The organism is Acetobacter tropicalis, from assembly GCF_001580915.1.
Taxonomy (GTDB): domain Bacteria; phylum Pseudomonadota; class Alphaproteobacteria; order Acetobacterales; family Acetobacteraceae; genus Acetobacter; species Acetobacter tropicalis.
This window is the reverse complement of sequence record NZ_LHZQ01000219.1, coordinates 68830-94749: the sequence shown is the minus strand read 5'-3', so window position 1 is coordinate 94749 and position 25920 is coordinate 68830. Positions and strand designations below refer to the sequence as shown.

The 25920-nt window shown below is 54.6% G+C and carries 23 protein-coding genes, 1 other RNA gene and 1 pseudogene; 11 read left to right on the top strand and 14 right to left on the bottom strand.

Going from position 1 to position 25920, the window contains the following annotated elements:
* On the bottom strand, positions 1 to 188 hold a 188-nt coding region (locus AD944_RS17285), incomplete at its 3' end, for a hypothetical protein (RefSeq protein WP_211263337.1).
* 57 nt (positions 189 to 245) lie between these two features.
* On the opposite strand from AD944_RS17285, the gene AD944_RS13500 reads away from it, so the two are divergent.
* Complete coding sequence (locus tag AD944_RS13500) at positions 246 to 1199, top strand: fasciclin domain-containing protein (RefSeq protein WP_169794923.1); 954 nt, start codon at positions 246 to 248, stop codon at positions 1197 to 1199.
* A gap of 95 nt (positions 1200 to 1294) precedes the next feature.
* Here AD944_RS13500 and AD944_RS13495 read toward each other — a convergent pair whose 3' ends face one another.
* From AD944_RS13495 to AD944_RS13480, 4 genes are all read right to left on the bottom strand, one after another.
* Positions 1295 to 1747: a DUF2501 domain-containing protein gene (locus tag AD944_RS13495; RefSeq protein ID WP_045542562.1), complete on the bottom strand. Its 453-nt coding sequence runs from the start codon at positions 1745 to 1747 to the stop codon at positions 1295 to 1297.
* A gap of 117 nt (positions 1748 to 1864) precedes the next feature.
* Entirely contained in the window at positions 1865 to 2470 is a 606-nt protein-coding gene (locus tag AD944_RS13490; RefSeq protein ID WP_045542561.1) for a thiamine phosphate synthase, read from the bottom strand.
* 48 nt (positions 2471 to 2518) lie between these two features.
* Complete coding sequence (locus AD944_RS13485) at positions 2519 to 3433, bottom strand: class I fructose-bisphosphate aldolase (protein WP_006557148.1); 915 nt, start codon at positions 3431 to 3433, stop codon at positions 2519 to 2521.
* Entirely contained in the window at positions 3411 to 3953 is a 543-nt protein-coding gene (locus AD944_RS13480) for a hypothetical protein (protein WP_052427186.1), read from the bottom strand. Before AD944_RS13480 ends, AD944_RS13485 begins: the two co-directional genes overlap by 23 nt.
* Before the next feature lie 61 nt (positions 3954 to 4014).
* Between AD944_RS13480 and AD944_RS13475 the strand changes: the two genes are divergently transcribed.
* The 5 genes and pseudogenes from AD944_RS13475 to AD944_RS13455 all read left to right on the top strand — a co-directional run bounded on the left by AD944_RS13475 (position 4015) and on the right by AD944_RS13455 (position 6201).
* Entirely contained in the window at positions 4015 to 4281 is a 267-nt protein-coding gene (locus tag AD944_RS13475; protein WP_045542559.1) for a hypothetical protein, read from the top strand.
* 3 nt (positions 4282 to 4284) lie between these two features.
* Positions 4285 to 4641 (top strand): annotated as a pseudogene (locus tag AD944_RS17755) (cell division protein ZapA); the annotation flags it as partial.
* Positions 4633 to 4787, top strand: a non-coding RNA gene (ssrS, locus tag AD944_RS13465) — 6S RNA. The pseudogene AD944_RS17755 and the gene ssrS, both read left to right, overlap by 9 nt.
* A complete protein-coding gene (locus AD944_RS13460) occupies positions 4774 to 5361 on the top strand; it encodes a 5-formyltetrahydrofolate cyclo-ligase (RefSeq protein WP_045542558.1) in 588 nt (195 codons plus the stop codon). Before ssrS ends, AD944_RS13460 begins: the two co-directional genes overlap by 14 nt.
* Positions 5362 to 5385: 24 nt before the next feature.
* Positions 5386 to 6201, top strand: coding sequence for a TIGR00282 family metallophosphoesterase (locus AD944_RS13455; protein WP_035382433.1), 816 nt, complete (start codon positions 5386 to 5388; stop codon positions 6199 to 6201).
* Between the two features lie 443 nt (positions 6202 to 6644).
* On the opposite strand, the gene AD944_RS13450 is transcribed toward AD944_RS13455, so the two are convergent.
* Both AD944_RS13450 and AD944_RS13445 read right to left on the bottom strand, forming a co-directional pair.
* Entirely contained in the window at positions 6645 to 7517 is an 873-nt protein-coding gene (locus tag AD944_RS13450) for a TIGR01459 family HAD-type hydrolase (protein ID WP_373317184.1), read from the bottom strand.
* Entirely contained in the window at positions 7517 to 8590 is a 1074-nt protein-coding gene (locus AD944_RS13445; protein ID WP_006557141.1) for a quinone-dependent dihydroorotate dehydrogenase, read from the bottom strand. The genes AD944_RS13450 and AD944_RS13445 overlap by 1 nt, the downstream gene beginning before the upstream one ends.
* 165 nt (positions 8591 to 8755) lie before the next feature.
* Between AD944_RS13445 and AD944_RS13440 the strand changes: the two genes are divergently transcribed.
* Together AD944_RS13440 and dinB are read left to right on the top strand one after the other, a co-directional pair.
* Complete coding sequence (locus AD944_RS13440) at positions 8756 to 9382, top strand: hypothetical protein (protein WP_231551924.1); 627 nt, start codon at positions 8756 to 8758, stop codon at positions 9380 to 9382.
* 339 nt (positions 9383 to 9721) lie between these two features.
* Positions 9722 to 10837: a DNA polymerase IV gene (dinB, locus tag AD944_RS13435; protein WP_045542557.1), complete on the top strand. Its 1116-nt coding sequence runs from the start codon at positions 9722 to 9724 to the stop codon at positions 10835 to 10837.
* 142 nt (positions 10838 to 10979) lie between these two features.
* Here the strand turns inward: dinB and AD944_RS13430 are convergent, their stop codons facing one another.
* Positions 10980 to 11363 carry a hypothetical protein gene (locus AD944_RS13430; RefSeq protein ID WP_052427190.1) on the bottom strand — a complete coding sequence of 128 codons (384 nt, stop codon included), beginning with the start codon at positions 11361 to 11363 and terminating at the stop codon, positions 10980 to 10982.
* A 482-nt stretch (positions 11364 to 11845) separates the two neighbouring features.
* On the opposite strand from AD944_RS13430, the gene AD944_RS13425 reads away from it, so the two are divergent.
* Positions 11846 to 13396, top strand: a complete 1551-nt coding sequence (locus tag AD944_RS13425) for a CgeB family protein (RefSeq protein WP_045542555.1) — start codon at positions 11846 to 11848, stop codon at positions 13394 to 13396.
* Positions 13393 to 14172, top strand: coding sequence for a glycosyltransferase family 2 protein (locus AD944_RS13420; protein ID WP_045542554.1), 780 nt, complete (start codon positions 13393 to 13395; stop codon positions 14170 to 14172). Before AD944_RS13425 ends, AD944_RS13420 begins: the two co-directional genes overlap by 4 nt.
* 335 nt (positions 14173 to 14507) lie before the next feature.
* Here the strand turns inward: AD944_RS13420 and AD944_RS13415 are convergent, their stop codons facing one another.
* From AD944_RS13415 to AD944_RS13405, 3 genes are all read right to left on the bottom strand, one after another.
* Positions 14508 to 17246: a M16 family metallopeptidase gene (locus tag AD944_RS13415; protein ID WP_408735886.1), complete on the bottom strand. Its 2739-nt coding sequence runs from the start codon at positions 17244 to 17246 to the stop codon at positions 14508 to 14510.
* Between the two features lie 121 nt (positions 17247 to 17367).
* Positions 17368 to 18027, bottom strand: a complete 660-nt coding sequence (locus AD944_RS13410) for a 2OG-Fe(II) oxygenase family protein (RefSeq protein ID WP_045542553.1) — start codon at positions 18025 to 18027, stop codon at positions 17368 to 17370.
* A 92-nt stretch (positions 18028 to 18119) separates the two neighbouring features.
* Positions 18120 to 20078: an AsmA family protein gene (locus AD944_RS13405; protein WP_052427185.1), complete on the bottom strand. Its 1959-nt coding sequence runs from the start codon at positions 20076 to 20078 to the stop codon at positions 18120 to 18122.
* Between the two features lie 223 nt (positions 20079 to 20301).
* On the opposite strand from AD944_RS13405, the gene AD944_RS13400 reads away from it, so the two are divergent.
* Positions 20302 to 21381 (top strand): AI-2E family transporter, encoded by a 1080-nt coding sequence (locus tag AD944_RS13400; protein ID WP_045542583.1) that lies wholly within the window; start codon positions 20302 to 20304, stop codon positions 21379 to 21381.
* 345 nt (positions 21382 to 21726) lie between these two features.
* Here the strand turns inward: AD944_RS13400 and uvrB are convergent, their stop codons facing one another.
* The 3 genes from uvrB to AD944_RS13385 form a co-directional block, all read right to left on the bottom strand.
* Positions 21727 to 23994, bottom strand: a complete 2268-nt coding sequence (uvrB, locus tag AD944_RS13395; RefSeq protein WP_006557131.1) for an excinuclease ABC subunit UvrB — start codon at positions 23992 to 23994, stop codon at positions 21727 to 21729.
* A gap of 69 nt (positions 23995 to 24063) precedes the next feature.
* Positions 24064 to 24513, bottom strand: coding sequence for a hypothetical protein (locus AD944_RS13390; protein WP_006557130.1), 450 nt, complete (start codon positions 24511 to 24513; stop codon positions 24064 to 24066).
* 127 nt (positions 24514 to 24640) lie between these two features.
* Positions 24641 to 25624: an aldo/keto reductase gene (locus AD944_RS13385; RefSeq protein ID WP_045542552.1), complete on the bottom strand. Its 984-nt coding sequence runs from the start codon at positions 25622 to 25624 to the stop codon at positions 24641 to 24643.
* Positions 25625 to 25920 lie beyond the last annotated feature (296 nt).

Sequence of the window (25920 nt, the reverse complement as noted above, 5' to 3'; positions counted from 1 at the left end):
AACCTGCGGGTTGGCGGGGTCACGGCAAGCAAGGGCGGCCTGGCTGGCGGGCCAATGGGTAAGAAAAGTGGGGCGGCGGTTTTCCAACCACGGCCTATACCTATACGTGCCAGACCACATTTGAACTGGTGAATGGTGTGGTCTCCGCCTGGACCATGCGGGGCGATGGGTGCTGACCATTCCGGCACAGTCTGCCATAAGCCTTTAAGATTTCTTTTTCTGGCATGATTTTATGGGAGACGATTATGCGGCATCCCCGCGCATGGGCAGCACATCTGAAAACGGCTTTTTTTACACCAGCCGCCTTAAAGCCGTTTCTGCTGGGCACCGCCCTGCTGGGGTTAACTGGGCTTTCTGCCTGCCAGAGCAAGGCACGGCAGGATGTTTTCAAAACACCTACTGGCACCTGCGCCTACATGATGCCCACCATATCCGGCACCAGAACCTACGAGCCCCGCAAAGTTGCGGCCGCTGATAGCAAGAACGCCCCAGATAGCGCCATTGCCTACGCGGACCCGGAAACACCTGCGTTTTGTGACCGCCCTCTTTCAGAAACCGTTCAAAGTTCTATTGAGCTTGCCGATTATACGCATGGCCTGACCATAACCGGCCTGCTGCCCATTCTACAAAAGGATGGCCCCTTTACAGTGTTCGGCATTCCTAACGCCGTGCTGGAGCAATACAATACCCAGACCGGCGGCAAACTCACGGCCCCGGAAAATACTGCTCTTTTCAAGGAAATTCTGAGCTATTCCATTGTGAAGGGGAAATGGAGCGTCTCCCAATTACGGGCTGCCGCCGCGGCCTCTCCAACTCACTCCGTAGGACTGCCCACACTGAACGGGCACATCCTTTCCGCCTGGGTGGATCAGCCGACAGGCCAGATTATTCTGGGTAATGGAGAAGGCATGACTTCCCGCCTATGGGTTACGGGCATTCCGCAATCAAATGGCATGCTTTACTTCACCCAGTCCCTGATCCTGCCACCTGTGGCACCTCCTGCAACACCGCCCACGCCGCGCCCACATGGAATCAAGGTTCACTCCGGCACAGCTCGGAAAGCGGCTCCGGTAAACAAGCAACCTCTTGCTGTGGCACCTGCCAGCCAGCCCCTTCCGGGCCATCGCGCTCCTTCCGCAGGGCTGGACAGCCTTTCCATGCCGCCTTCTCTGCAAGGACAGGAAGCGGCTTCTCACTAAAGGCTGTTCTCGGTCTGTAAAAATCTCTGCCAACAAAAAAGCCTGCCGGTTTTCACCAGCAGGCTTTTTTCTCAGAAAGCTTGAGAGACTATGGATCAGAGAAAGGACTGTGCCTTGTTCAGCACCATGTTACACAGTTTGCTCTTCAGCTCACCCTTCAGATTAGCCAGCGAGAACATCTGGTTATTGCCCGTCTGCAACAGGCCGTTCTGACCAGCACTATAGCCGCTGGAAGACGTGATGCTGTCCTTCTGGGTTAGATTACCCAGCACGGAAGAGGCCGCCGTGGACTGAGCACCCTGCAGCACATTGTTCTGCACGCAGTAACCCAGAATACCCGTAATATTGCTGGTGCTGGCGGAAGAAAGGCTGGGGAGCATGTTGCTCATCATGCCCATGCCCGCACTTTTCGCACTGCTGGTTGCGCTGCTTGTGGCACTGGAGAGCGCATCCTTACCCATGCTGCCCCAGCTCTGGGCCTGAGCAGAGGCGGCACCAGCCAGTCCGGCAGCCATCAACACTGCGGCAAATGTGGTTTTGTTAATCATGAGCCTTACTTCCTTATCCATAGACTGTACGGAGTGTAAGCGAAAATACGCATCCCCTTCAGCCTGAAGAACTGCCAGCAGACATGACGGGAACAAATGGCCGAACTATGGCGGCGCTCAGGCCAAACCAGGCCAATCCTGCGGGTGTGCCCAGAACGTTGCTGCGGGCATGATAAAATCTGCTCCGGCCTGTACAAAACCGGCAACATCAGTTGGTTCTGGCGCAAGAACAACGGCGGGAAGTTCCATCATGAGGCACCACCACCGTACAAGTGCGGTAAGGTCTTCCGGCTCGTCCTCATCCTGTGCCGTGCCCTCAGCGCCTTCAGCACTGAAACACACGTAATCAGCACCATCCTCGCCCGCACGCATGGCCGCATCACGGCTGGCGCCCACGGCAACTCCCAGTTGCAGGGCATCCCCAATGCTTTTGCGTACGTCACGCACGGAACTGGCGGCAAAACCGGTGGAGAGGTGAACGCCATCACACCCTGTCTTCAGGGCCAAGGCAGGACGATCCTCCAGCATCAGGGCAATATCCTGCGCCTGCACCAAAGGTTGAATTTTCTGGATCTGCGATATGAGTCTGCTTTCTGGCGCATCCGCCAGCCGTAACAGAAGAGCGGCCGGAGGCTGCGCAGCCAGCCCCCGCACCAGATCAGGCAGAAATGCCTCACCATCCTGCAGGATGGGGGTTGCGAGATACAGATCACTTGCCGTCATAACGGCCCTCCCTCGCGGCCCCTTATCCTGCGTTCACGTTTCCGTGTTTCAGCTTTTAAAGATGGTGATGATTTTGTCCAGCAGGTCGAGCGCTTCTGCCTTCGGACGCTGGAACACGTTCCGGCCGATGATGGAACCAAAGCCGCCGCCATCATGGATACCCTGAATGGTGTTCAGCAGGCCTTCCTCGCTGGTCTTGTCACCACCGGAGAAGATCACGATACGACGGCCAGCAAAAGAAGACTGCACCACATGACGGATACGGGCCGGCATGGTGGAGATATCAATCTTGTTCTGCTCATACACCGGCTTGTTGGCAGCCAGAGCCACCAGTTCCTGCGGCGGCTTCACCTTGATGATGTGAGCCCCACACAGTGCAGCCATATGGGCAGCATAGGCACACACATCCACAGCGGTTTCTGCGGGCTTGTCCAGCAGTGGGCCACGCGGGTAGCTCCACACAATAACAGCCAGACCAACAGACTTGGCTTCAGCAGCCAGTTCACGCAGTTCTTCCATCTGCTCGAAGCAGTATTCAGAACCCGGATAGATGGTAAAGCCGATCCCTGCACAGCCCAGACGCAGCGCATCTGCCACGGTGCCCGTTACAGCCTGATCTTTTTCCGTGGCAAGGCTGTTGGAGCTGTTGCACTTCAGAATCAGCGGAATTTCGCCAGCATAGGTGGCGGCACCACATTCCAGCATGCCCAGCGGGGCAGCGTAACCGCTCAGCCCGGCTTCAATTGCCAGTTCAAAATGGTAATGGGGGTCATATGCTGCCGGATTAGCGGCGAAGGAACGTGCCGGACCGTGTTCAAAACCCTGATCAACCGGAAGAATGACCAGCTTCCCCGTGCCAGCCAGTTTACCCGCATTCAGAAACCGGGCGAGATTTGTTTTTGTTCCGGGATTATCGCTCTCGTACTGATCAAGAATAGCCTTAACCTGGGGGGTAAGCGTCATTGGGAAATCCTTCCTCTGGCTTGGCTTCCGGGCTGTTGAGGTCCGGAACTCTACCTTGGCAATAACTGCGTGTGAAATACGCGGCAAGATGTGTTGTGACAGATAATGAGGGTATAAGGTCAAATGATGGCGGGCGTGTTATGAAAACATGACCTCCGGCCTCCTCATAAAAACGTTTTACGGCACGGGTTCCGGCAGAATCGCCCTGCAGAACAATCCGTTGCTGCAAGCCTGCCGCCGCCATGGCGTAGGCCGGGCTTTCTCCACAATCCAGAATATGGAAGCAGGGGTGTTGAAGGTGTTTTTCCATCTCCCCGATCAGGGCCAGCCACCAGCGCACTCCCATGAACCCCGCTGCGCCGGGTGCGGAGAGAAACCCCACCATTGGTTGCCCGTTTTTTGAAAAAGGCACACCCGCAGCACTTGCGGCCTCCCTCACTGCCACACCAGAGGCATAATCATACAGTGTAAACAGGTGTGGGGGGAGAAAGGAGGGGGACAAAAGTGATGCCTTTTTCATGACCATGCTTGACGCAGCCGCGTTTGCGGGTGATTCCTAAACAATTGAAGGGTAAAAAAGAATGCAGGACCAGGCCGTGGGGCAGTCTTTCTCCGAAACGAATGAACCTGACAGCACGCCTGTTCTGGCCGAAGGGCCGCGGGAACAGGAAGACCCTATTGTGCGTCTGGACCGCGCCCTGCAAAGAATTTCCTTTGCGCTGGACAAGAAAAAGCAGAGCCAGGAGCGACAGGGGCTGGAAGTGCAGGAACTGGCCGCCAATGTTGACGCCCTGATCAGCCGTGTGCGTGATGCCCTTGCCCAGACTGACACTCCGGAAGATAAGTAACCTATGGCAACCGTTTCAATCCGTATCAATGGCCATGCCTATTCCGTAGGGTGCGAAAACGGCCAGGAACGGCACGTTCAGGCCATGGCCCAGCAGGTAGAACGCCGTACCCAGCGGGTACGCGCCCTTGGTTTTACCGGGGAAAGCCACGTTCTGGTTCTGGCTGCTCTGCTGATGGCTGATGAAATTCAGGATCTTTCTGACCAGCTTCTGCCTGAAAGCACAAATCAGGCTGTACAGGACGTGGAACGCATGCGCGCCGAGCAGGCTTTGACGTCATCCCGCCTGATTGATCTGGCAGAACGTGCGGAAGCTATTGCAGCCACCCTTGAGCGCGCCTACATAGAAGAGGCGGAGCTGTCCGGCACGTCAGGCGAGTCATCCCCTGGGCCGATAAGCACTTCCTAGGGAGCTGGCTCTGTTGTGGCCCTGGTCACATTACCCGGCGCCCACCTGCACTAGCAGGTCCTGGAGGTTGAAAGACCAACGGCCATGGTGGCTCCGCACTCTTCTCCCCTACAATCTGATCCACCGGCGGTGGCCGAAGCCAAGAAGCTGCTTCGGGCACGTTGCCTCGCGGCGCTAAAAAACCGTGATCAGGCACTTGATCCACTCCTGTGCCGCAGACTATCGGAAAGCCTGCTGGCGCTTGAGGCCGAAAAGATCGCCTGTGTCTGGCCTTTACCGCACGAACTTGATGTAAGACCCGTCTGCCATGCTTTGGCGGCTGCTGGCCGAACGGTCCTGTTGCCCGAAACGCCGCCCCGCGGGCATCCCCTCGTATTTCGGGTATGGACACCTGACTGCGTTATGCAGGCGGGACGGTTTGGCACGTGTGTGCCAAATGGCCCGCTTCTGACGCCTCAGGCCATCATGGTACCATTGGTCGGGTTTGACAGACGCGGCAACCGGCTGGGATATGGGGGCGGCTATTATGACCGCACGCTCGCCACGCTGCCTCACGCAGATGCAGTGGGCTACGCGCTGGCGGCGCAGGAGGTGGACCACATTCCCACCGGGCCTTATGACCATCCTCTCTCCTGCATTGTGACAGAAAAGGAGAGACTGCATTTTGACTGAACGTACACACGGAAAGACGGGCGCGTGAGAATTCTGTTTCTTGGAGATATTGTTGGCCGCTGCGGTCGAGACGTAGTGTTAAGCCGCCTGCCCGGCCTGCGAACCAGCCTTGCACTTGATCTGGTTGTGGTGAACGCAGAAAATGCCAGTCATGGCTTTGGCCTCTCCCCCGCCATCGGCACAGACCTGTTTGAAGGCGGTGTGGATGTTATCACCCTCGGCAACCATAGCTGGGACCGTAGAGACCTGATCGGCCATATCAGTTCCACACCCCGCATTATTCGGCCCATCAATTACCCGCCCGGCACGCCGGGCCATGGCAGCGTTCAGGTGGAACTGCCAGACGGGCGTAAGGCGCTGGTGGTCAACGCCATGGGCCGCCTATTCATGGACCCTCTGGACGACCCCTTCCGTTGCGTGAATGAACTCCTCACCCGCCATCGGCTGGGTGTGACCACACAGGCCATTGTGGTGGACATTCATGCAGAAGCCACCAGTGAAAAGTGGGCGTTTGGCAATGTGCTGGATGGCCGCGTTTCTCTTGTCGTGGGCACCCATACCCATACACCCACGGCTGATCATCGCATTCTGCCTGCTGGCACTGCCTTCCAGACCGATGCCGGAATGTGCGGCGACTATGACAGTGTAATCGGAATGAATAAAGAACCGGCCATGACGCGCTTTCTGCGCAAAATGCCGGGGGAACGCCTGCAACCGGCAGAGGGTGAAGCGACCATGTGTGGCATCATGGTTGAAACGGATGATGCCACAGGGCTCGCGCGCCGCATTGCTCCCATCCGGCAGGGCGGTTTGCTGGCCCAGACGCTACCGGACTTCTGAACAGCTACATGCAGGAACGCCTCCACAGCCCCCTCTGAAACGAAGAGTCCACAGGCTGGCAGAACAATGCTGACCTCCGGCCGTGCTCAATCCGTTCGCGACCCTAACGTGTTTCCTCAACAGATGTAAAAGAAGGCAGCCTTGAAAGGAACATAGCGCTCTGAGGCGCAGGGGAGCTTGCATTAACAGCAGAGAGGCTTTTGCCTCTTATTCCATGGATCCAAGACTTGGAAGCTGTTTGAAAAATCTGTCAGGCGAGTCTGACGGCGACTTTGTGAACCTGAATGCTTTGGGTTTTCGCCCTCATTCCCCACCGGGAATCTGCAAGCGCCCTTTTCCCTCAACCTTCGCCTTTAGCTGTTTGACGGTTCAAACCGCAGCATTGCCTCTTCTTGCCTTTCTGGAGTGACCTTCTTCCCGCAGGGCTCTGTCCTCCGGGATGATTACCACACAAGACGCGGCAGAGTTGCTACCGGGCGCAGGCCCGCGCCTTCGGCTTCCTCCGCTGCCAGACCAGCATCATCCCCCAGCATTTCCTGATGGATGCCTCCCAGAATCCACGCGCCATCAATACCAGCGACGGCTGCACCGCGCATATCGGTCGCCAGAGCATCACCAAGTGCCAGAATACGCCCCTGCGGCACATTCAACATGGTGAAGACAGGTGCATAAATCTCGCCATAGGGTTTTCCAACCCAGCGTACATTGCCGCCTTCCTGCTCATAAAACGAGGCGAGCGCCCCGGCGCAGATCATCCTGCGGCCGCCTTTGACCACAACCATGTCCGGATTGGCGCAGAGCATGGGCAACCCACGCTCAAGCCCGATACGAAGTTCCGGCAGATAAGGGTCAACCGACTCCACACCCCGTTCCTGATCTGGCCCCGTATTGAGAATGAACTGAGCCTCTGCCGGGTCTGCTACGCGCTCAAGGTCCAGCCCCTCATACAGTCCAAGATCATGCGTACCGCCGACATGCAGAACTTTGCGACCAAGGCGTGCAAACCATGGATCATGACGCTCACGCAGTAGGTGGCGGACCTGCTCGCCGCTGGTCATCACACCATCATGCAGGTCACGGCCTATGCCAAAGCCTTCAAGCTGCTTGCAGACCACTTCTGCCGGTCTTGGCGCATTGGACAGCATAACCACTCGCTTGCCAGCCTGACGCAGCGCTTTCAAGCACTCTACGGCACCAGGATATGGCTGAATGCCGTCATGAACCGTGCCCCACAGATCAACAATGTAGCCATCATACTGATCAGCCAGAGCTTTCAGACCAGTCAGGCTTTGCATTGAGTACATGCTATCTGCCATTACAGAGCCGTTCCCCGAATATCATCAAGCATCTCAATATTGTCCTGCCGCATGATCTCCAGCATTTCCCGCTTGAGACGCGCGATAAGGGCGGGTCCTTCATAGGCAAAAGCCGAATAGACCTGCACCAGATCAGCTCCCAGCCGGATACGTTCCAGAATATCCGCGCCGCTTTCTATGCCGCCGCAGGCCACCAGCGCCATGCGTCCGGCTGCCGCCTGCGCGACCAGACGCAACATTTCCGTGGCACGCGGGCGCAGCGGCCTGCCTGAAAGGCCACCACTTTCCGCTTTGAATGGACTTTGCAGGGAAGACGGCCGTGCCAGCGTGGTGTTGGTGACAATAAGTCCTTGTGCGCCCCCCGCTATAGCGGCCTCAACAATTGGACCAACAGCATCATTTTCCAGATCAGGCGCCAGTTTCACCAACAGTGGCGGGCGCTCCGAATGGCGTTGGGCAATGGCATCCAGAATACCTTTCAGACGGCTGGCATCCTGCAGGCCCCGCAAGCCCGGCGTATTGGGAGAAGACACATTGAGCACAATGTAATTGACATACGGCTTCACCCGCCCCACCAGGGCAGGATAATCCCGCTCTGGATCTGCGCCGGTTTTATTGATGCCCAGATTGGCCCCCACGGGTGCCCCCGCCCCACCGCCACGCCCGGAAGGCAGAGTGCGATGCAGACGGGCCAGACGCACGGCAAAGCGGTCTATCCCCTGGTTATTGAAACCCATCCGGTTGATGATCGCCCGATCTTCCGTAAGGCGGAACAGGCGTGGCCGAGGGTTACCTGGCTGAGGGCGCGGCGTAACCGTTCCGGCTTCCACAAACCCGAATCCCAGTTGGGCAAGCGGACGCAGAACGCGGGCATTTTTATCAAACCCGGCAGCCATGCCTATAGGATTGGAAAACCGCATACCCAGCGCACGGGTTGCCAGAGCCGGATCATCAACCGGCCGTTTAACGGGGACGGAAAGGCCGAGCATGAGCGCATCAAGCGCCATGTCATGCGCCGTTTCCGGCTCCAGTTTACGGAGGAACGGAAGGGAGAGAGAAGCAAGGGAAGACATGCTTTTGTACTGCCTCATGACGACGCACAAGAAAAGAGGAAAAACCACCTTTGCGCCGTTGAGAGGATGCAATGTGATTTTTATCTTGCAAATGAGAATTGTTCTCATCTAAAAGAGACTGACCACAGCATAGAGGATGAGGGCTTTTCCCCTCAAGGATGCGCCATGACACGTTCACCGGTTTACCTGACAGATCTTGCCTGCAGCGAACGGCTGACAATCTGGACCATTCGCCGTCTTGTCGGTACGGTCTCATCCCCTCCCCCAGCATCGTGCGGGCGACAGATAGGGTTGTTCCTCCCTTGCTTCCGGCAGGAATTTCTGGCCGTTGCCAACGCCTTTCATGATGCGTTGACCCATATGGCAGCACTTGAAATTCCATCCCTTGATATCCGTTCGGGCAGCGCACTGGCCATTACCCCCACAGAATATAATTTACTGCTGGCAACAGAAGCCGCCCAGAACGAGCGTGATGCGGAGGTCCATTCCCTGCTGCATCCGCTTCTGCCTTTTCCTTCTTTGGTGGCGCGACTGACTTCCGCCATCACAACACTTGGCGCCTGTCTGGCTGGTGCGGGCTACTGGCTTTCGCACCATGCGGTCAAAACCCTGGCCCGGCGCCCATCCCATGAAATGGTATCGGCCTATGTGCGCCCGCGCGCCACAACGGCTGCTGCCCTTTCACTCGCCCGGTGGCATGACGTCAACATGGACACAACCCATGTAAGCTGGCCTTTGGGCACAGCACGGCATGACACCGCCCTTTCAACCCCAAACCAGGTGACCCACTAACCCATCTGGGTGGGGGCCTCCCTATCCCCTGCCTCTGAATGGTTCTTTTGTTCTGACTTTACGACCTCACAAATCACAAAAAACACTCTGATTATTTCTCCCTAGACGATCCTCTTCCTATCCCTACGGCAGGACCGGGCGCACTTTCTTTATGCCGGAAGAAAAAGGTGCCCGGCCCTGTTGTCTCTGGCCCCTCTCACGCGCCCGATGCTGCTTATTCTACGGGCACATTATGGAAGCCTACCCCTGTGCACCTAAAACAAAAGCGCAGCCGCATTAGGCTTTCTCTGATTTGGCCGGTCTTAATATTTTTCCGCAAGATGTGTTAGGTTCCTGATAATGAACCACCCCGTGCGCCGTATTATTCATATTGATATGGATGCGTTTTACGCCTCTGTTGAGCAGCGTGATAACCCCCGCCTCCAAGGCCTCCCTGTGGCCGTAGGGCGAAGCCGGGAACGCGGCGTGGTGGCCGCAGCCAGTTATGAAGCGCGTACATTTGGAGTTCGTTCAGCCATGCCCTCGGTTGTGGCGAAACGCAAATGCCCACACCTTGTTTTTGTGCCACCCCGTTTTGATGTGTATCGCGCGGTTTCTAACCAGATTCACGCTATTTTTGCCCGCTATACCGCTCTCATCCAACCTCTCTCGTTAGATGAAGCGTATCTGGACGTTACCCAACCATTATTGCCACGCCCCTATGCCACCATTATTGCGCAGGAAATCCGTGCTGCCATTCTGGCGGAAACAGGCCTGACGGCTTCTGCCGGTATTTCTTATAACAAGTTTCTGGCAAAATTGGCTTCAGACTACCGTAAACCCAATGGGCAGTTTGTTATTCCCCCAGGGGCAGGAGAAGCTTTTGTGGCTGATCTGCCTGTTTCGGCGTTTCACGGTATAGGCCCAGCGACAGCCGCACGCATGAATGCTCTGGGCATTTACACGGGAGCAGATTTACGCGCACAGCCTCTTTCCACATTGGTGCAACATTTTGGAAAAGCCGCATCCTTCTACCATGGCATTGCGCGCGGCGAAGACAATCGGCCGGTGGAGGTCAACCGTCCGCGCAAATCCATTGGTAAGGAGACAACCTTTGAACGGGATATCCGGCTCAAAACCGATCTCCACTCTGCCCTGGGCCATCTGGGCCAAGCCGTTTGGCAGGCCTGCACCAAGCGTAACCTTTCAGGTCGAACGGTTACCCTGAAACTGCGCTACGAAGATTTTACCCAACTCACCCGCAGCAAATCCTTACCCTACCCCGTTCAGGACGTTGCTCAACTGGAAGAAATAGTAGTTCTACTCTTAAACCCGCTTTTACCCCTTACCCGTGGGGTGCGCCTACTAGGAATTACGCTCTCGTCTCTCGACCAGACAGATAGCCCCACTACGGAAACACAGCTTTCGCTTCTAGGTTCTTTAGATACGGCGGATGTTTCTTTGGAAGAAAAATAAGCCTTTCCGAAGAAGGCCAGGCATTTAGAATAATATTTTTATTCGTAAACACTATAATTTCTAGAAATACTTCGGAATACGTTAGACCAAAGCACAAAATAGTGTAGCGCGCTGCCACAACAGCACGCTACATACGCCAGAATTAGCGCAGAGGACGCTTTTCCTGAAAGCCATAACATACGTAATGAATGAAAGGTCCGGGCGGGAAGTCCACAATATCCGGGTTAGCCTGCAAATAAGCCTGACCATCAAAATGGGGGTTAGGATTGCGCCCTTCCTTTACACCATTTTCAAGGAAGTGCTCCAGCGGATCCATTCCGGCTGCCCTCACATCGGGATAGGTTTCAAGATACCACAGACCATCAAATGCGATCGCGCTTGCTGCTAAAGCGTTATCTACCGGAGGTTTTACAACCTGTGGGGCATCCGCCACCACATCGTCCTGCACCGGCTCACTAACAGGAGCCTTTTTACGGGTAGCGGTCCGCCGCACCACTTTCTGTTCCGAAACCACACGAGGTTTCACGGCTCGTTTTTGCTTAACAGCAACCTTGGTCATTCCGCCAACTCACAATCGCACATATGATAGTAAAAAATAAGCAATCCTCTGCGCTATTGTCCACCCACAAAAACACGATCGAAACGTTTTTATTCTTGCATGGTTTCAAAAAGCACAATTCCCAATTTTTAAATGTTTATGTTTATAAAACATTTAAAAATTGACCTTAAACGCGCGCCTTTTAAATCAGATTATATTATTTGAAATACTTTAACGCCAGTTTTTATAGGGATTGTACATTTTTATAGATGAACACAGTTCATATTGTTATGACAACACTATATTCTATACTCTTGATCCCCCGTCCTGCACCTTCCTTCAAAAACCTCATCGGGCAAAGCATTCCGTGAGTTTGGGAGCTGCTCGAGCGCTCGTCCGCATTCTCACACCTCCGCTTTTGCTGTACCATTATTCCAACAGAGACTTGATCCAAACCCGCAGGAAACATTATGGCCACCTTAACTGCCTGGAATAAAAAAGATATAAAAACGATAATAGAATCCAAAAAATTTGATTACGAATACTACACTTCAGAAAACCCAGATGTAGAAACATCTGGTCTTGATCCGATTGTACATTATGTTTTATTTGGGTATAAAGAAAACAAAAACCCAAACGAAAATTTCAATACAAAAATTTACTACAATTTATACAAAAATACACTCGGAAACGGTGAAAACCCATTTGCCCACTATTTAAGAAATAATGAAAATCTGCATTTTTTTGAAAAAGGCCTCCTGCAAGAATATTCCTATCATTCCATTACGCTCGCCCTTAATAGATTAAAGAACTATCCATTTTTTAATGCCGATGATTACCTCAACATGAACGGAGATGTCGCTTCCACAACGCTCTCGCCCCTACGCCATGCCCTGCTCTACGGCATTGGAGAAGGCCGCGATATCTTTTCCAAAAGATCAATCGCACATGCTTTGGGCGTTGAATGCCGGAAGCCTGTCCAGTATGAAATATCTACCAAATCTCTCAGGAAGCCTGCTCCTAAAACAATCGGGGTCTTTCATCACTCAGAAGGCAATTCCTTTATTAAGGAAATTTCCGAGTGTCTGAATGACTACCTCAATGAAAGCGGACTGAATTCCAGACTTCTAACGGAAAAAACAAACGTACAGGATGCACCAGACCTTTGTATTTTCTGCGCACCGCATGAGTTTTTCTTTCTTTCAGGAAGTGAACCCTGGAAAAAAGATGAGATCATCCGCAATGCCATTATGTTCAATACAGAGCAGCCACAGACACTCTGGTTCACGCGAGGGATCATTTACATCTTCATGTCTGCTGGCGTGATGGATCTCTGCTACCAGAATCTGAAATCTTTTTCGGATGTTGGCCTCCCTGTTTTTCATTTTGACCCACCCGTTGAGATGCAAGACTGCCTCCTTACCTCATCAGATCGCAAACATCCCCTCTTCCGGGTGCTGCCCGAAGGCGCACAGAAAAACTCATCCCCGTTCAGGCCATTTCATGAACGCAGTATTGATGTCAGTTTCTTCGGCAACGCATCCCGCAAAAGGGAAAAATTTTTCTCCCGCTCCGCCAGTTTTTTTTCAGATTACCAGACATTTTTCTATTACCGAAAAGCAGAAGGCCCACTTCCTGCTTCGGGCGTTTACGATATCCTTTCACGTCTGCCACGCTACGTTTCCGAAAATTCAAAAATTTCTCTCAACATCCATAGAGATGACAATAGTTTTTTCGAATGGCACCGTATTGTCAAACAGGGGATGGCTTCCGGTTCCATTGTCGTGACAGAGGAGTGCTTCCCTCACCCGCTTTACAAGGAAGGCACACACTTTCTTGCAGAAACGCCGCGCCATATGCCCAACCTGATTGAATGGCTTATCCGGTCGGAAGAGGGACAGAAAAAGGCTGCGGAAATTCAGGAAAATATTATAAATACTCTAGAAGATGATGATCTTTTTCAATCCAAGAGCCGTGACGTGAAAAACTATATTGCCACCGTTTGGAGCACATTGAAATGAGCGTTCTGAAACCCTGGGACCCTGCTCCAGATACTGTATTCCTGCACAAAAGAAAGAGCCGGAAACCCAAAGACCTTATTACTGTCTGCGTAACCAACTACAATTACGCAAAGGTGGTGGAAGAATGTCTGGACTCTCTTGCTGCCCAGACACACCAAAATATTGAACTGGTTGTGGTGGATGATCTATCCACCAAGGATGAGTCCATTGAGGTCATTTCTGGCTGGATGGAAGACAACACAGATCGTTTCTATCGCACCCTGCTTCTGGCAAACCCGCGTAATCAGGGACCTTCCTTTTCTCGTAATATTGCCTTTGACCATGCTTCAGCCGAGGCCGTGTTCATTATGGATGCGGATAATCTGATTTATCCTACAGCGCTGGAAAAAACCTATGCGGCCCTTACTAATGGCAAATTTCCTGCCGTGTACACACAAATAGAAGAATTCGGGAACCGGCAGGGTGTTGGAAAAGCCGATATCTGGGACCCCGAGCGAATGAGGGAGAGCAATTATGTGGATGTCATGGCGCTTATCCGCAAAGATGCCTGGGAAAAAGTGGGCGGATTTTCTCATATTGAAGAAGGCTGGGAAGATTATGATTTCTGGCTGAAATTTATTGATCACGACCTAACACCCGGCTATCTGCCCGAAATTTTGTGCCGTTATCGTGTTCACCACTCTTCCCGCACGGCAACGGAAGCTTTAGCCGCGCATTATGATCTGGAACTGATGATGGAATTCAGACACCCCACCCCAGAGGCGGAGGAAAAATAAAACCCAGCCCGGTGCATACAGGAGTGTGTAAAGATTACAGAAAGTTCCTATCAAACACTCTCTGCATTTCAAAATATCACTGGGTTGTAATTGTCTTAAAAAAAAGGGGGGGGATTAGATCCCTCCATGTGAAAGCCTTTTCTGTCTTCTCCTAGAGACACGAACCAGACACCAAACAGATCAAACGGATATTATTCGAAAAGCTCTTTATCTATTAACAATAATAGTAAAAATACGCAAAGCATCCTGAGCTAAAAAAGGCGGACAAACCTCAGAAGGATTGTCCGCCTTTCTTTACACAAATCAATCGTGGGTTTTTACGCCCTTTTTCTGCCTTACCAGCTTGGGGCAGGACCTTTTACAATTTGAGCCAGGTCTTCCGGACGCAGCCATTTTTTGAATGCCGCCTGCACCTCTGCGCCGCTCGCCTTGTAATAGACTTCTGCCGCCTTATCCGTGTTATCCAGTGGCAGATCAAGGTCTGTCAGGCTGAGATACTGGCGGGCAATTGCCCCCAGACTGGACCGCCGCAACGGCAGACTACGCAGGAGAGACGCTTTAGCGAGAGACAGTTCATCATCTGTCGGGGGGGCTGATTGCATGGCCTGAAGGTCTTTGACCGCAGCCACACGCGCCTGCCCTACTTTATTCGGGTCTGCGCCGTATTCAATGGAATAGCTGCCACGGGTCCGGCTCCAGTCAAAACTGCTCCCGACCGAATAGACATACCCGGTTTTAACCCGCAGATCCCGATACAGCCGGGAGGAGAACAGCCCCCCACCCAAGACTTCATTACCCAGATTCAGCAGGAAACGGTCCGGATCACTAACCTGCAACCCCAGCGTTTCCGCCAGAATCACTTCATCCTGAACGCTGCTTTTATCAGGCACATTCGCACGGGATGCCTTGCTGAGCGGTATTTTGGGCAGATCAAGATCAGGCTTGGCACCTGTCGCTTTCCAATCACCAAAAGCCTTTTCCACCACAGCACGCGCCTTTTCTGGCGTGATATCCCCCGTCACGACAATAGTGGTCAGATCAGGCCGCCACGCTGCCTGATAATAATGCAGAACATCATCGCGCGAGACACTCATGATGGAAGCTGGCGTGGCCTCCCGCAGTTCCGGGTCCTTGGCGGGAACAAGGGCTTTTGTAACCGCCCGGCCAAACAGATAGCCAGGAGAGAGCAATTGCCCTGCCTGCGCCTGAGCCGTCTGCATTTTTACAACCTGAAACGCCTTATCCGGAAAGGCCGGATGCAGTTCATTTTCCGCAAGAAGAGCAACGCCTTTTTCAAAATCAGGCGTGAGCGTCTGCAAGGAAAAACTTCCGCCTGCATCTTCCCACGCAGGAATATCATCCAACGCCTTCTGAAACGCCAGACGATCATGCGTGGTGGTGCCGTAGGAGAACAGGGCTTCAGTAATGCCCTCCACACCTTCCTTGCCCACTGGCTCCTGCAAGTTTGCTGACTGGCGTATTTCGCCGCTCAACTGAACCGTGTGACTGACATGGGAAGGCCAGACTATCAACTTGAGACCATTCGGCAGAGTACTGACGGAAGGCAACGGTGCCGGTACCGGCTTTTCAAGCTGGGTCAGGGCTTTTTCCGCCCAATCCGGCAGCTTGACTGGTTTATCTGGGGTGGATGCAAAAGATTCGGCCCCACCAAACCCTTTTCCGGCCACAGGTTTTCCGGAACTTTCTGGTGTCAGCACGGCTGTCACAGCGTGGGTCGGATCAAGAAGCGTGGCTGCCAGACGGTTAACAGCTTCAGGTGTCACGGCCTGATAGGCTGCAACCACATCACCGGGGGACTCCAGATTCTGGAAGGCCAGAGCGTTGGACCAGATCGCAGCCAGCCCACTTACGGAATTGGCAGAGAACTGAAGTTGGGCAATCTCACGCCGTTTTGCGGCTTCCACCAGATCAGCCGGAACGCCTTCCTTACGGATCTTGTCGAGCACACCCTGCAGATCAGCCAGTGTCTTGGTGGAATCCGCTCCTTTGGGGAAGGCCGCCAGAGCCAGTCCAAAACCGGCTTCCTTTTTGGGCGCATATTCAAAACCGGCAAACAGCGCTTTGCCCTGCGGCACCAGATCATACAGCGCGCCACGCTGGCTCCCCAGAACATCGGACAGGATATCCGCTGTTGCAAAATCCTGCGCTGTACGGCCTGGCATGGGGAAAGCGAGCGTTGCGAACCCTACCGGATAATCCGTGGGAAGAGCGATGGTATGAGCAGATGGCGGGACAGGCGACACTTTATGCCGTTCTGGCAGCGTCTTGCGCGGAATGGCGCCGAAGATGTCACGCACCTGATCCAGCGTTGTTACCGGATTGATGTCACCCGTAATAATCAGGATAGCATTGTTGGGCGCATACCATTTTTCGTAAAAGGAGCGCAGAAGTGTTGCGTTGGTTTTGTCAAAAGATGGTCGCGTGCCAAGAGCATCTTTTTCATAAGGCGTGCCAGCAAACAGAATGGCTTGAAGCTGCTCCAGATACCGGTAGGCCGGGCTGGACAGATCACGCGAGACTTCCTGCTCAATCGCGCCACGTTCCTTGCTCCAGTCAGCCTCGGACAAGGTCAGGCCGTTCATGCGCAAGGCTTCAATTTTCAGCAGGATAGGCAGATCGCGCGCCTGCGCCGTATAGAAGTACTGGGTGACATCTTCCGTTGTGTCAGCATTGTAGCTGCCACCCAGTCTGGCCCCCATGGCTGCAAGCTGGTCTTTATCCAGCCCTTTGCTGCCGCGGAACATCATGTGTTCCAGCGCATGGGCCGTGCCGGGAAAGCCCGCCGGGGCCTCGGCCGAGCCCACAAGATAGTTGATCTCCGTTGTCACAACGGGAGCAAGCCGGTTAGGAACAATCACCACCCGCAGCCCATTGGGCAGTGTGGCCCGCACGACCTGCGCGCTGCTTAACGCCGCGGGCACTAGGGAGGACGGCATGCCCGGCACAGTGCCTTGCTGCGGCGCTGCCTGCTGTGCATGCGCAGAGGGCATCCAGGTAACAGAGGACAAGGCTGTACCTGCCAGCATGGTGGCCGCCACCATGAGAGAGGTCATTCTCCGCCGCCTTGCCATACCGCGCACCGTTGCCTTGTGTTGAGAACCAGAGGAAGGAGAATAAGCCGTCATTCTATTACCTTGAGTGGTGGATCATGATTTTAAGAGAAACTGCTGAAATTCAGGCACCAAAACCCGGAATGGCGAGCTTCTTCGCCACAGCGGAAAGCTGATGCCGACGGAGTTCAGACCGCGCACGCGCATCCTCCGTCATGTAATTCAACTGGATGGTATATCTCTGCCCCACAAACTGACGGTGGCCATGCCACGTGGTGGGACCATTGGGAAAAATCAGCAACGTGCCATCCACCGGAGGCACTTCCTTTGCGTAATCTTCAATATCATGGGGCCCGCGCAGCAGACGCAGGCACCCTTCCTGTTTCTGCCATGTCTCATCAGCCGGGTTGAGATAGAGCAGTATGGTGACACGCTTTGCCAGAGAATCCGTATGAATTCGGCCATCCTTCTCCCGTGTGCGGCCACGGATGGTCAGCATGGACGGAGCGTTTTCAAGCGCAAGACCCAGCTTTTCCCCCACCATCTGCCGCAGTTTTGGCCCTTCCATAGCCTCCACCAGAGATTTCACCAGAGGCGACAGGGAAAGAGACGCAGGCGGAAAGGAGCCGCCTGCCTGAATGTCCGGCATAGCGGCAAACAGCCGTGACAGATCTTGCTGGCGGATAAAATGCGGCACCACCACATGCGGGAACGGGTCCGCGCAGACAGGTGCCGCGGCCAGGGCCGCGTAATCTGGCTCGAGTGTGGTCTCAGACGTTGTCATGCGTTCCGTCCAGATATGAACTTGTTGTCATCTGCACGGTAGAAGGGATAAGCGACGGGAACAAGCCTTCACCTCATTCCCCGTCAACGCCGTTACTGCGCTATGGCCCGATAACAGGCGTTGCGCTGCGCAAACTGCTTTACCCCGGCTGGCAGGGCGTTCAGCCGTTCGCTCTGGGCCAGCATGGCCCGTCCATCAGCCGACCACCGTGCCAACCCGATATGTGGATTGCTGAAACTGCCGCTCACCTGCACCGGAATATCCAGCGCAAAACGGCCCGTTGTTTTGCCCTGGCTTCCAAACGTCAGATCAAACCACCGCCGGTTGAGATCGAACCGCGCATTGGCGGAGAGTGTTCCCTCCGCCGTTTTAATGCGCAGCGGCACGGCCTGCCCCACCCCACCATGAGAACTGACAACACCCAGTAGGCAGGAAACAGGGGTTGTGCCCTGCGGAGTATGAAACAACATGCGCAGATCAGCCGATGCCGCCCGGATAATCTTGCGATCAAGCGCGCCATTGGTCATGGCCACAGCGGCGGCAATATCTGCCTGCTGAACAACAGCATTCACTGTGTGCTGTGTGGCGCTGGCGGTCATCTGCACATCCACCTGCCCTTGTAGCGGCACAGCCTGAAAGCCCAACGCCCGGCGGAATCTGTCAATATCCACCTTTGTTAAGGCAACTGATCCCTGCACGTGGGCTTTTCCCTGATCGGCCGCCGCAATCTGGCCGGAAGCGGTCATGGTTGCACCCAGATATGCCAGAGAAAGATTTTTCACGGCCATTACGCCGGGGGTTACGGCGGCTGTCAGGCTGGCATCGGAAAAATGGTAAATATTGTAGGTGATGCCTTTGGCCGAAAGATGTGCGTCTATCAGCGGGTCCGGGTTCTGGCTCACATCAAGCACCATATCGGTCGAGGCCGGATTGGAGGCCCCTTCTTTGCCCAGAAAATCGTTCAGATTGAGGTGATCGAATGCAATATCCGCCTTCACACGGTCAGGCTGGCCGCGTGTCCCTTCATCCAGTTCGGCCAGCGTAATGCTCTGGGCGTTGTTCTTCACCATTCCCTTGCCTTGTGTGAGAGACCAGAAATTTCCCGCATGGGTAAACTGGCCTTCCATATGCAGGGGAATATCCTGTGGCAGGGCCATGCCTGCAATTGTCATGAGCGGGCGTGAGGTTGGCGTATCCGCAGTGATCTTGCCGGAAAGGCCATCTGCATTCACAGGATCTGTTGCCGTGCCATCAAAGGTGAATTTCAGATCACCCGACTGTCCCTGCACAACCATGCCATAAGGTGTGTGTGTGTGGCGCAAAGAATCAAAGGACTGCATGTTGACCGTAAGCTGCACCGGCTGCCCGTTATAGGCCCCATCCACCGCGAATTTGACAGGCGTTGTGGCATTTTCTGTCTGAAGGTTGACGCTGTTCAACGTGGTCCGGAATGAGGACCCATGGGCCGTGCGGTACGTAACATCACTGTTCCGAAAAACCACATCAAGTGCTGTGGGATAGGCGCTCCGATCATCTGGAACCACCTGAGACGGTGAGGTAATGCCGGATGTCGGCGGGTGCGCTGGCGGGGCCGCCTCATGTGCCCCCGGCAGACCGTGCATCTGGAAACGCCAGTTGGGCTGCTTATCAGGCGTACGTTCCACCAGAACGTGAATCCCTTCCCCCGCCACATGCCGCACCACCATGGGACCGTGAAGAAGGGAGGACAGTTTCACTTCTGCCTCCAGCTTACCTGCCTGCACCATATCCGGCTGACTGCCACCGGGGATGTTGGCAACCTTCACGCCTGAAAGAGCCACCTTCACCCACCGTCCAGGCGTAACGGAAAGGGCTTCCACAGAAACAGGACGACCTAGCATGGCTGTGGCGCGACGTCCGACAAACGGCCCCAGATTGACATGCGAGACTGCCATCCACCCTGCCACAGCGGAAGCTACGGTTACGACACATAGCCCGCCGCCTGCACACAGGAGCCAGAACCGCAGGTTTCGTTTCTGTTGGGACGGTGGCAGTTCTAGCTGTTCTGGCATGATCTCTCTTTTCAAACCTGCGCGGTTTTGAAATCTGCCTTGACTGGCATGACCTCCGCGCCATTTCCGTTCACAGGGAGTTACAGAACTACAGGGTGGGAGGCAACGCGGAGGTAGAGTAAAGAAGAACTATTCAACCCCGGTGCAGCACGCACCTGCAAGCCAGACAGTTCAGCATGACATTTTTCTTTCCTCCCTTAATCTATTCCCAACAGGCCCGCGCATGAGTTCCTCCCTTCCTACGCCGCGGGAATCCCGCGCGGTTCTGGCCGCCCTGATGGCGGGCGTGATGATCCTGTTCTCGCTATGGGTGGTGCGCCCGTTTCTTCCCGCTACCATCTGGGCCATGACCATTGGCATAACCACATGGCCCCTGTTGCTTCGCATACAGAAACTGCTCTGGGGTAGCCGGGCTCTGGCCGTATCTTGCACCACGCTGATTGCGTTGCTGGTATTTGTGCTGCCCTTCTGGCTCGCAATGACCACCCTCATGACCCATTCCGCAGAATTGATGCAGTTTGGGGAGACCGCCATGAAGTTCCGTGTGCCTGCCGAACCACACTGGCTGGCCAACCTGCCGCTGATAGGACCCAAAAGCATTACCCTGTGGCAGAAAATTGAAAACGCACGCCTGCCCCAGCTGCTGGATAACATGGTGCCTGATACCGGACAGATTATCCGCTGGGTTCTGAATTATCTGGGCGGGTTCAGCATGCTTGCATTACAGTTTCTGCTGACGCTGGTCATCATGGCCGCGCTCCACGCCAAGGGTGAAGCGGCCACCAAACTGGTGCTGGGGTTTGGCTACGCTCTGGCGGAACAACGCGGCAAGGACATGATCCTGCTGGCAGGCCGCACCATCCGCGGCGTGGCCATAGGTGTGACGGTAACAGCCCTTGTTGAAACAGCGGTGGGCGGCGCAGGGATGGAAATAACCGGCATGCCATGGGCCAGTGTTCTCACCGCCATTACCTTTATTGCCTGCCTGCTTCAGGCGGGGCCCGGCGTAACACTTATTCCTGCTGTAATCTGGATGTTTTTCTTCAAGGACATGCTGAGCGCCATTGTTCTGCTGGTTATCACCGTCCTGACCATTGTGATTGATAACGTGCTGCGCCCTTACCTTATCCGCAAACAGGCGGACGTGCCGCTTATCCTGATCATGCTGGGCGTTATTGGAGGCTTGTCCGCCTTTGGGCTTGTGGGGATTTTTGTCGGCCCCGTTATTCTCTCTGTAACCTATACGTTGGTCAAAAGCTGGCTGGCGGAAGCCAGAACCGCCGCACCAGAAACCCCAGCGTGATCACTTTGAAAGCCTCCTGACACTGCTGTTAGGAGGCTTTCAGATATCATTTTCAAAATTGAGGAAAAGAAACCAGAGATCTCTCAATTAAAAGACGAGCATTTTGATATCATCTCAATACATTATCCGTTGTTCTCTTAGGCTGCCTGTCTCTTCGGCTTTTTAAAGAGAAAAATGATCATGCTCAGGAAATCACTGGCATTAACAGACCGTTTGTTTCAGAAAAATTTCAATAGGCCAGATGTTTTTTAAGAAATGTGACGCATCGTTCTCAACAGGACAAGCAGGATTACCTGCCCTATTGGCGGGCCTGTTTCCACTTCTTAAAAAAACCGCCCCTTTCGGCTAACCCCGGCTTCGGGTGCGGCCTTTTTTGGGTTTGGGGTCATACCCTCCCCCGCCTGGCCCGAGGGGACGCGGAACCTGATCCTGCTTTTTGCGCCGCCCGGCTGGCTTTTTTCCGGCCGTAGATGTTGGCTGCGGGGGAGGCTCTATCCCCAGTTGCAGTGCTTCCAGCCGTTTGATTTCATCACGCAGGCGCGCTGCTGTTTCAAATTCCAGATTGGCGGCTGCCTCACGCATGCGCTTTTCAAGGCCAGCAATAGCGGCATCAAGATCCTGCCCAACAAATTCCGTCACACCCGTATCTTCATCCGGGGCGATGGTGACGTAATCCTGCTCAAAGACAGAAGAAACAATATCACTGATATTCTTGCGCACGCTTTGCGGGGTAATGCCGTGCGCTTCGTTCCACGCCATCTGCTTTTCACGCCTGCGGGCTGTTTCTTCCACCGCGTAACGGAGGGAATCCGTCATTTTATCGGCGTACAGCAACACCCTGCCTTCCACGTTACGGGCAGCACGACCAATGGTCTGGATCAGTGAGGTGCGAGACCGCAGGAAGCCTTCCTTATCCGCATCCAGAATGGCCACAAGCGAACATTCCGGGATATCCAGCCCCTCACGCAGAAGGTTGATCCCGATCAGAACATCAAACGCCCCTACGCGCAGATCCCGGATAATTTCAATCCGTTCAAGTGTATCGACATCCGAATGCAAATAGCGCACACGGATACCGGCTTCATTCAGATAATCCGTCAGATCTTCCGCCATGCGTTTGGTAAGCGTTGTCACCAGAACACGGCCACCTTTGGCAATAGTCAGACGGCATTCTGCCAGAAGATCATCCACCTGATGCTCAACCGGACGGATATCCGTAACAGGGTCAATCAGCCCCGTCGGACGGATAACCTGCTCGGCAAATACACCGCCGGTACGTTCCATTTCCCACGGGCCGGGGGTGGCGCTGACAAACACGGTCTGCGGACGAAAGGTATCCCACTCTGCAAAATTGAGAGGCCGGTTATCAAGGCAGGAGGGCAGACGGAAGCCGAACTCCGCCAAGGTGGATTTACGCGCGTTATCCCCGCGCTCCATGCCCCCAATCTGGGGCACGGTCACATGGCTTTCATCCACAATCAGCAAAGCATCTTCAGGCAGATATTCAAACAGGGTTGGCGGTGGATCACCCGGTTCACGGCCAGACAGGTAACGGGAATAGTTTTCAATCCCTTTGCACACACCTGTGGTTTCCAGCATTTCCAGATCAAAGGTAGTGCGTTGATCCAGCCGTTCTGCTTCCAGCAGTTTTCCCTGCTGCGTGAAACGATCAAGCTGTTCGCGCAGTTCCTGCTTGATGCCTTTGATAGCCTGATTGAGCGTGGGCCGAGGTGTCACATAGTGACTGTTGGCGTAAATGGTGACTTCCTGCAGATCCGCCGTTTTTTCCCCTGTTAAAGGGTCAAACTCGATAATGCCGTCAATTTCATCGCCAAACAGGGAAATACGCCAGGCACGGTCTTCATTCTGCACCGGAAAGACATCAATGGTCTCACCCCGCACGCGGAACGTACCACGGGTAAACGCGGCATCATTCCGGCGGTATTGCAGTTCCACCAGACCGCGCACCAATCGGTCCCGATCAATCTCGCCACCCAATTCCAGCTTTACCACCATGCGGGAGTAAGTTTCGACCGACCCGATACCGTAAATGCAGGAAACGGACGCAACAATGATCACGTCATTCCGCTCCAGCAGCGCCTGCGTGGCGGCGTGACGCATCCGGTCTATCTGTTCATTGATCTGACTATCTTTTTCAATATAGGTGTCAGACCGTGGCACATAGGCTTCCGGCTGATAATAATCATAGTAACTGACAAAATATTCGACCGCATTATTCGGGAAAAACTGCTTCATTTCCCCATAAAGCTGTGCAGCCAATGTCTTGTTGGGAGCCAGAATGAGGGTTGGCTTCTGGGTGGCCTCAATCATCTTGGCCATGGTGAAGGTCTTGCCGGAGCCCGTAACCCCCAGCAGCACCTGATCCCGCTCATTGGCCTCAACGCCCTTCACCAGTTCCTTGATGGCCTGTGGCTGATCCCCGGCGGGTTCATATTCGGAAACCACTTCCATCCGCTTGAGCTTGGGCCGAGCCGCCTGTTTTTCCGGCTTGAACAGCACGGGCGGCAGTGCGGCTGCCTTTTCGCTCAGGGAGGGACGTTTCTTGCCCCGCGCTGCGGAGGAAGAGGAACGGGATGCAGACTGTGTGGCCATAGAAAGCAAGATGGGGCACAGCGCGGCCTCCCGCAAGGGCTGCCCCGCTCCACCGCGCCAAAAACCGCCTTACTGCATATGAAACAGCATGCGTGAAAGGGGGGTGTGGGAAAGCACTATCACCACCATGCCAAGAACAATGGCAATACGACCGCCAATAAACGCACACGCCTGAGAGAGTTCATCCCGACTGGCCATGTCCATAAAGCGATCAATACCTGAAAAACCGCTTGCTGTGCGGTTGCTGCGATACCGGGCCAGTTCATCATCTGAAAGTCCGGCATAGGAAAACAGCGCGGCGCTGTATGCGTCCAGATCATCCTTGCGATAATGAGGCGTAGCACCGCCCTGCCTGACGCGGGCCGGGCCACCGCCAAACAGCGCCAGAATCCGCAACCGTTTTTCAGAAACCCCCAGATAGCCAGCCGCCTGCTGGCTGCTCAGAACCTGCTGAAGCGGGAACTGGAAGACCGTTCCCGGTTGTTCTGGCGCTTCAGGAAGGGTGGAGGGGTCTTTCATTCCTGACAGCTTGCGGAAAAGCGGCTTGCCGAGTCAACGTTAAACCCCGGACGCCAGCCCTGCGACCACGGCGGGTCTTACAGCAAGCCCGTATGGAAGGGGCCCGCTGCCCCTTCCTGCCACTCCTTCAGGCGCGTGCGGGCGGCGCCATGAACTCCGGTCCTACCGGGTCCGTAATGTCACGGGTCAGGATGGCGTCAATCTCTTTCATGTCTGCTTCATCCAGCTTCCAGTCCAGAGCATCATCCACACCACTGATCTGTTCGGGCTTTCTTGCGCCCCACAAAGCAATGGTCGGCCCACGGTCCAGCACCCAGCGGATCGCCAACGCCAGCATGCTCTTGCCGTGCTTGTCTGCAATGGCTTTGAGGTCTGCCACTGCCTTCAGATACTGGCCAAAGCGCGGCTCTTTGAATTTGGGGTCGGTCTTGCGCAGATCATCCCCTTCAAATTTCCGATCCGCCGTCATACGGCCAGACAGCAGCCCCCGGCAAAGAGGACCATATGCCAGCACCACAAGCTTGTTCTGAATGGCGTACGGCAGCACATCCTTTTCAATCTCGCGCTCAAACAGGTTGTAAGGCGGCTGCACCGCGGCAAGTGGAGCCACCTTGCGGAATTCATCCATCTGGGCTGGCGAGAAGTTACTCACGCCCAGAGCCCGCACCTTGCCATCCGTGACCAGTTGCTCAAGCGCCCGCGCTGTCTCTTCAATTGGCGTTTTGGGGTCGGGCCAATGCACCTGATAAAGATCAATATGGTCCGTGCGCAGCCGCCGCAGTGAGTCTTCCACTTCCTGTTTGATACGCTCTGGCCGGCTATCACGGAACACCTTGCCGTCCTGCCAGTTCAGGCCGACTTTAGTGGCCAGAATCACACGATCCCGTTTGCCTTCCAGCGCCCGGCCAATCACATCTTCTGAATGACCAAAGCCGTAAACGGGAGCGGTATCAATAACATTGATGCCAAGATCAAGCGCCTTATCAATGGTTCTGGCGGCATTCTCATCATCCGGTCCGCCCCACATGGCCCCGCCAATAGCCCATGTTCCAAGGGCGATGCGTGAGGCCGGTTTGGCCAGACCTGGGATAGAAAGCATTTCTGCTGTCATTCCTGAGAACTCCCAACAACTATAAACAATACCGTCATCCTCCCACTATCCGCAGGATCTGGGAAGAGAGACGCAAAATCTAACCCCCCTCACACACATCCGTTGCATGGGAAATGCGGGAGGCTGGCATACAAACAGGCAACGTCAACACAACCACGCATAGAAAAAACCTACTGAGGGAACCAGGTACGTGCCCAGGTTGCTGTTCAGTTCTAAAACCGATGAATCGTCAGGTCATTATTTTCATAAAAGCCGATTTTCTGACTTTTTGATCAGCGGGGCTTTCCCCTTATACT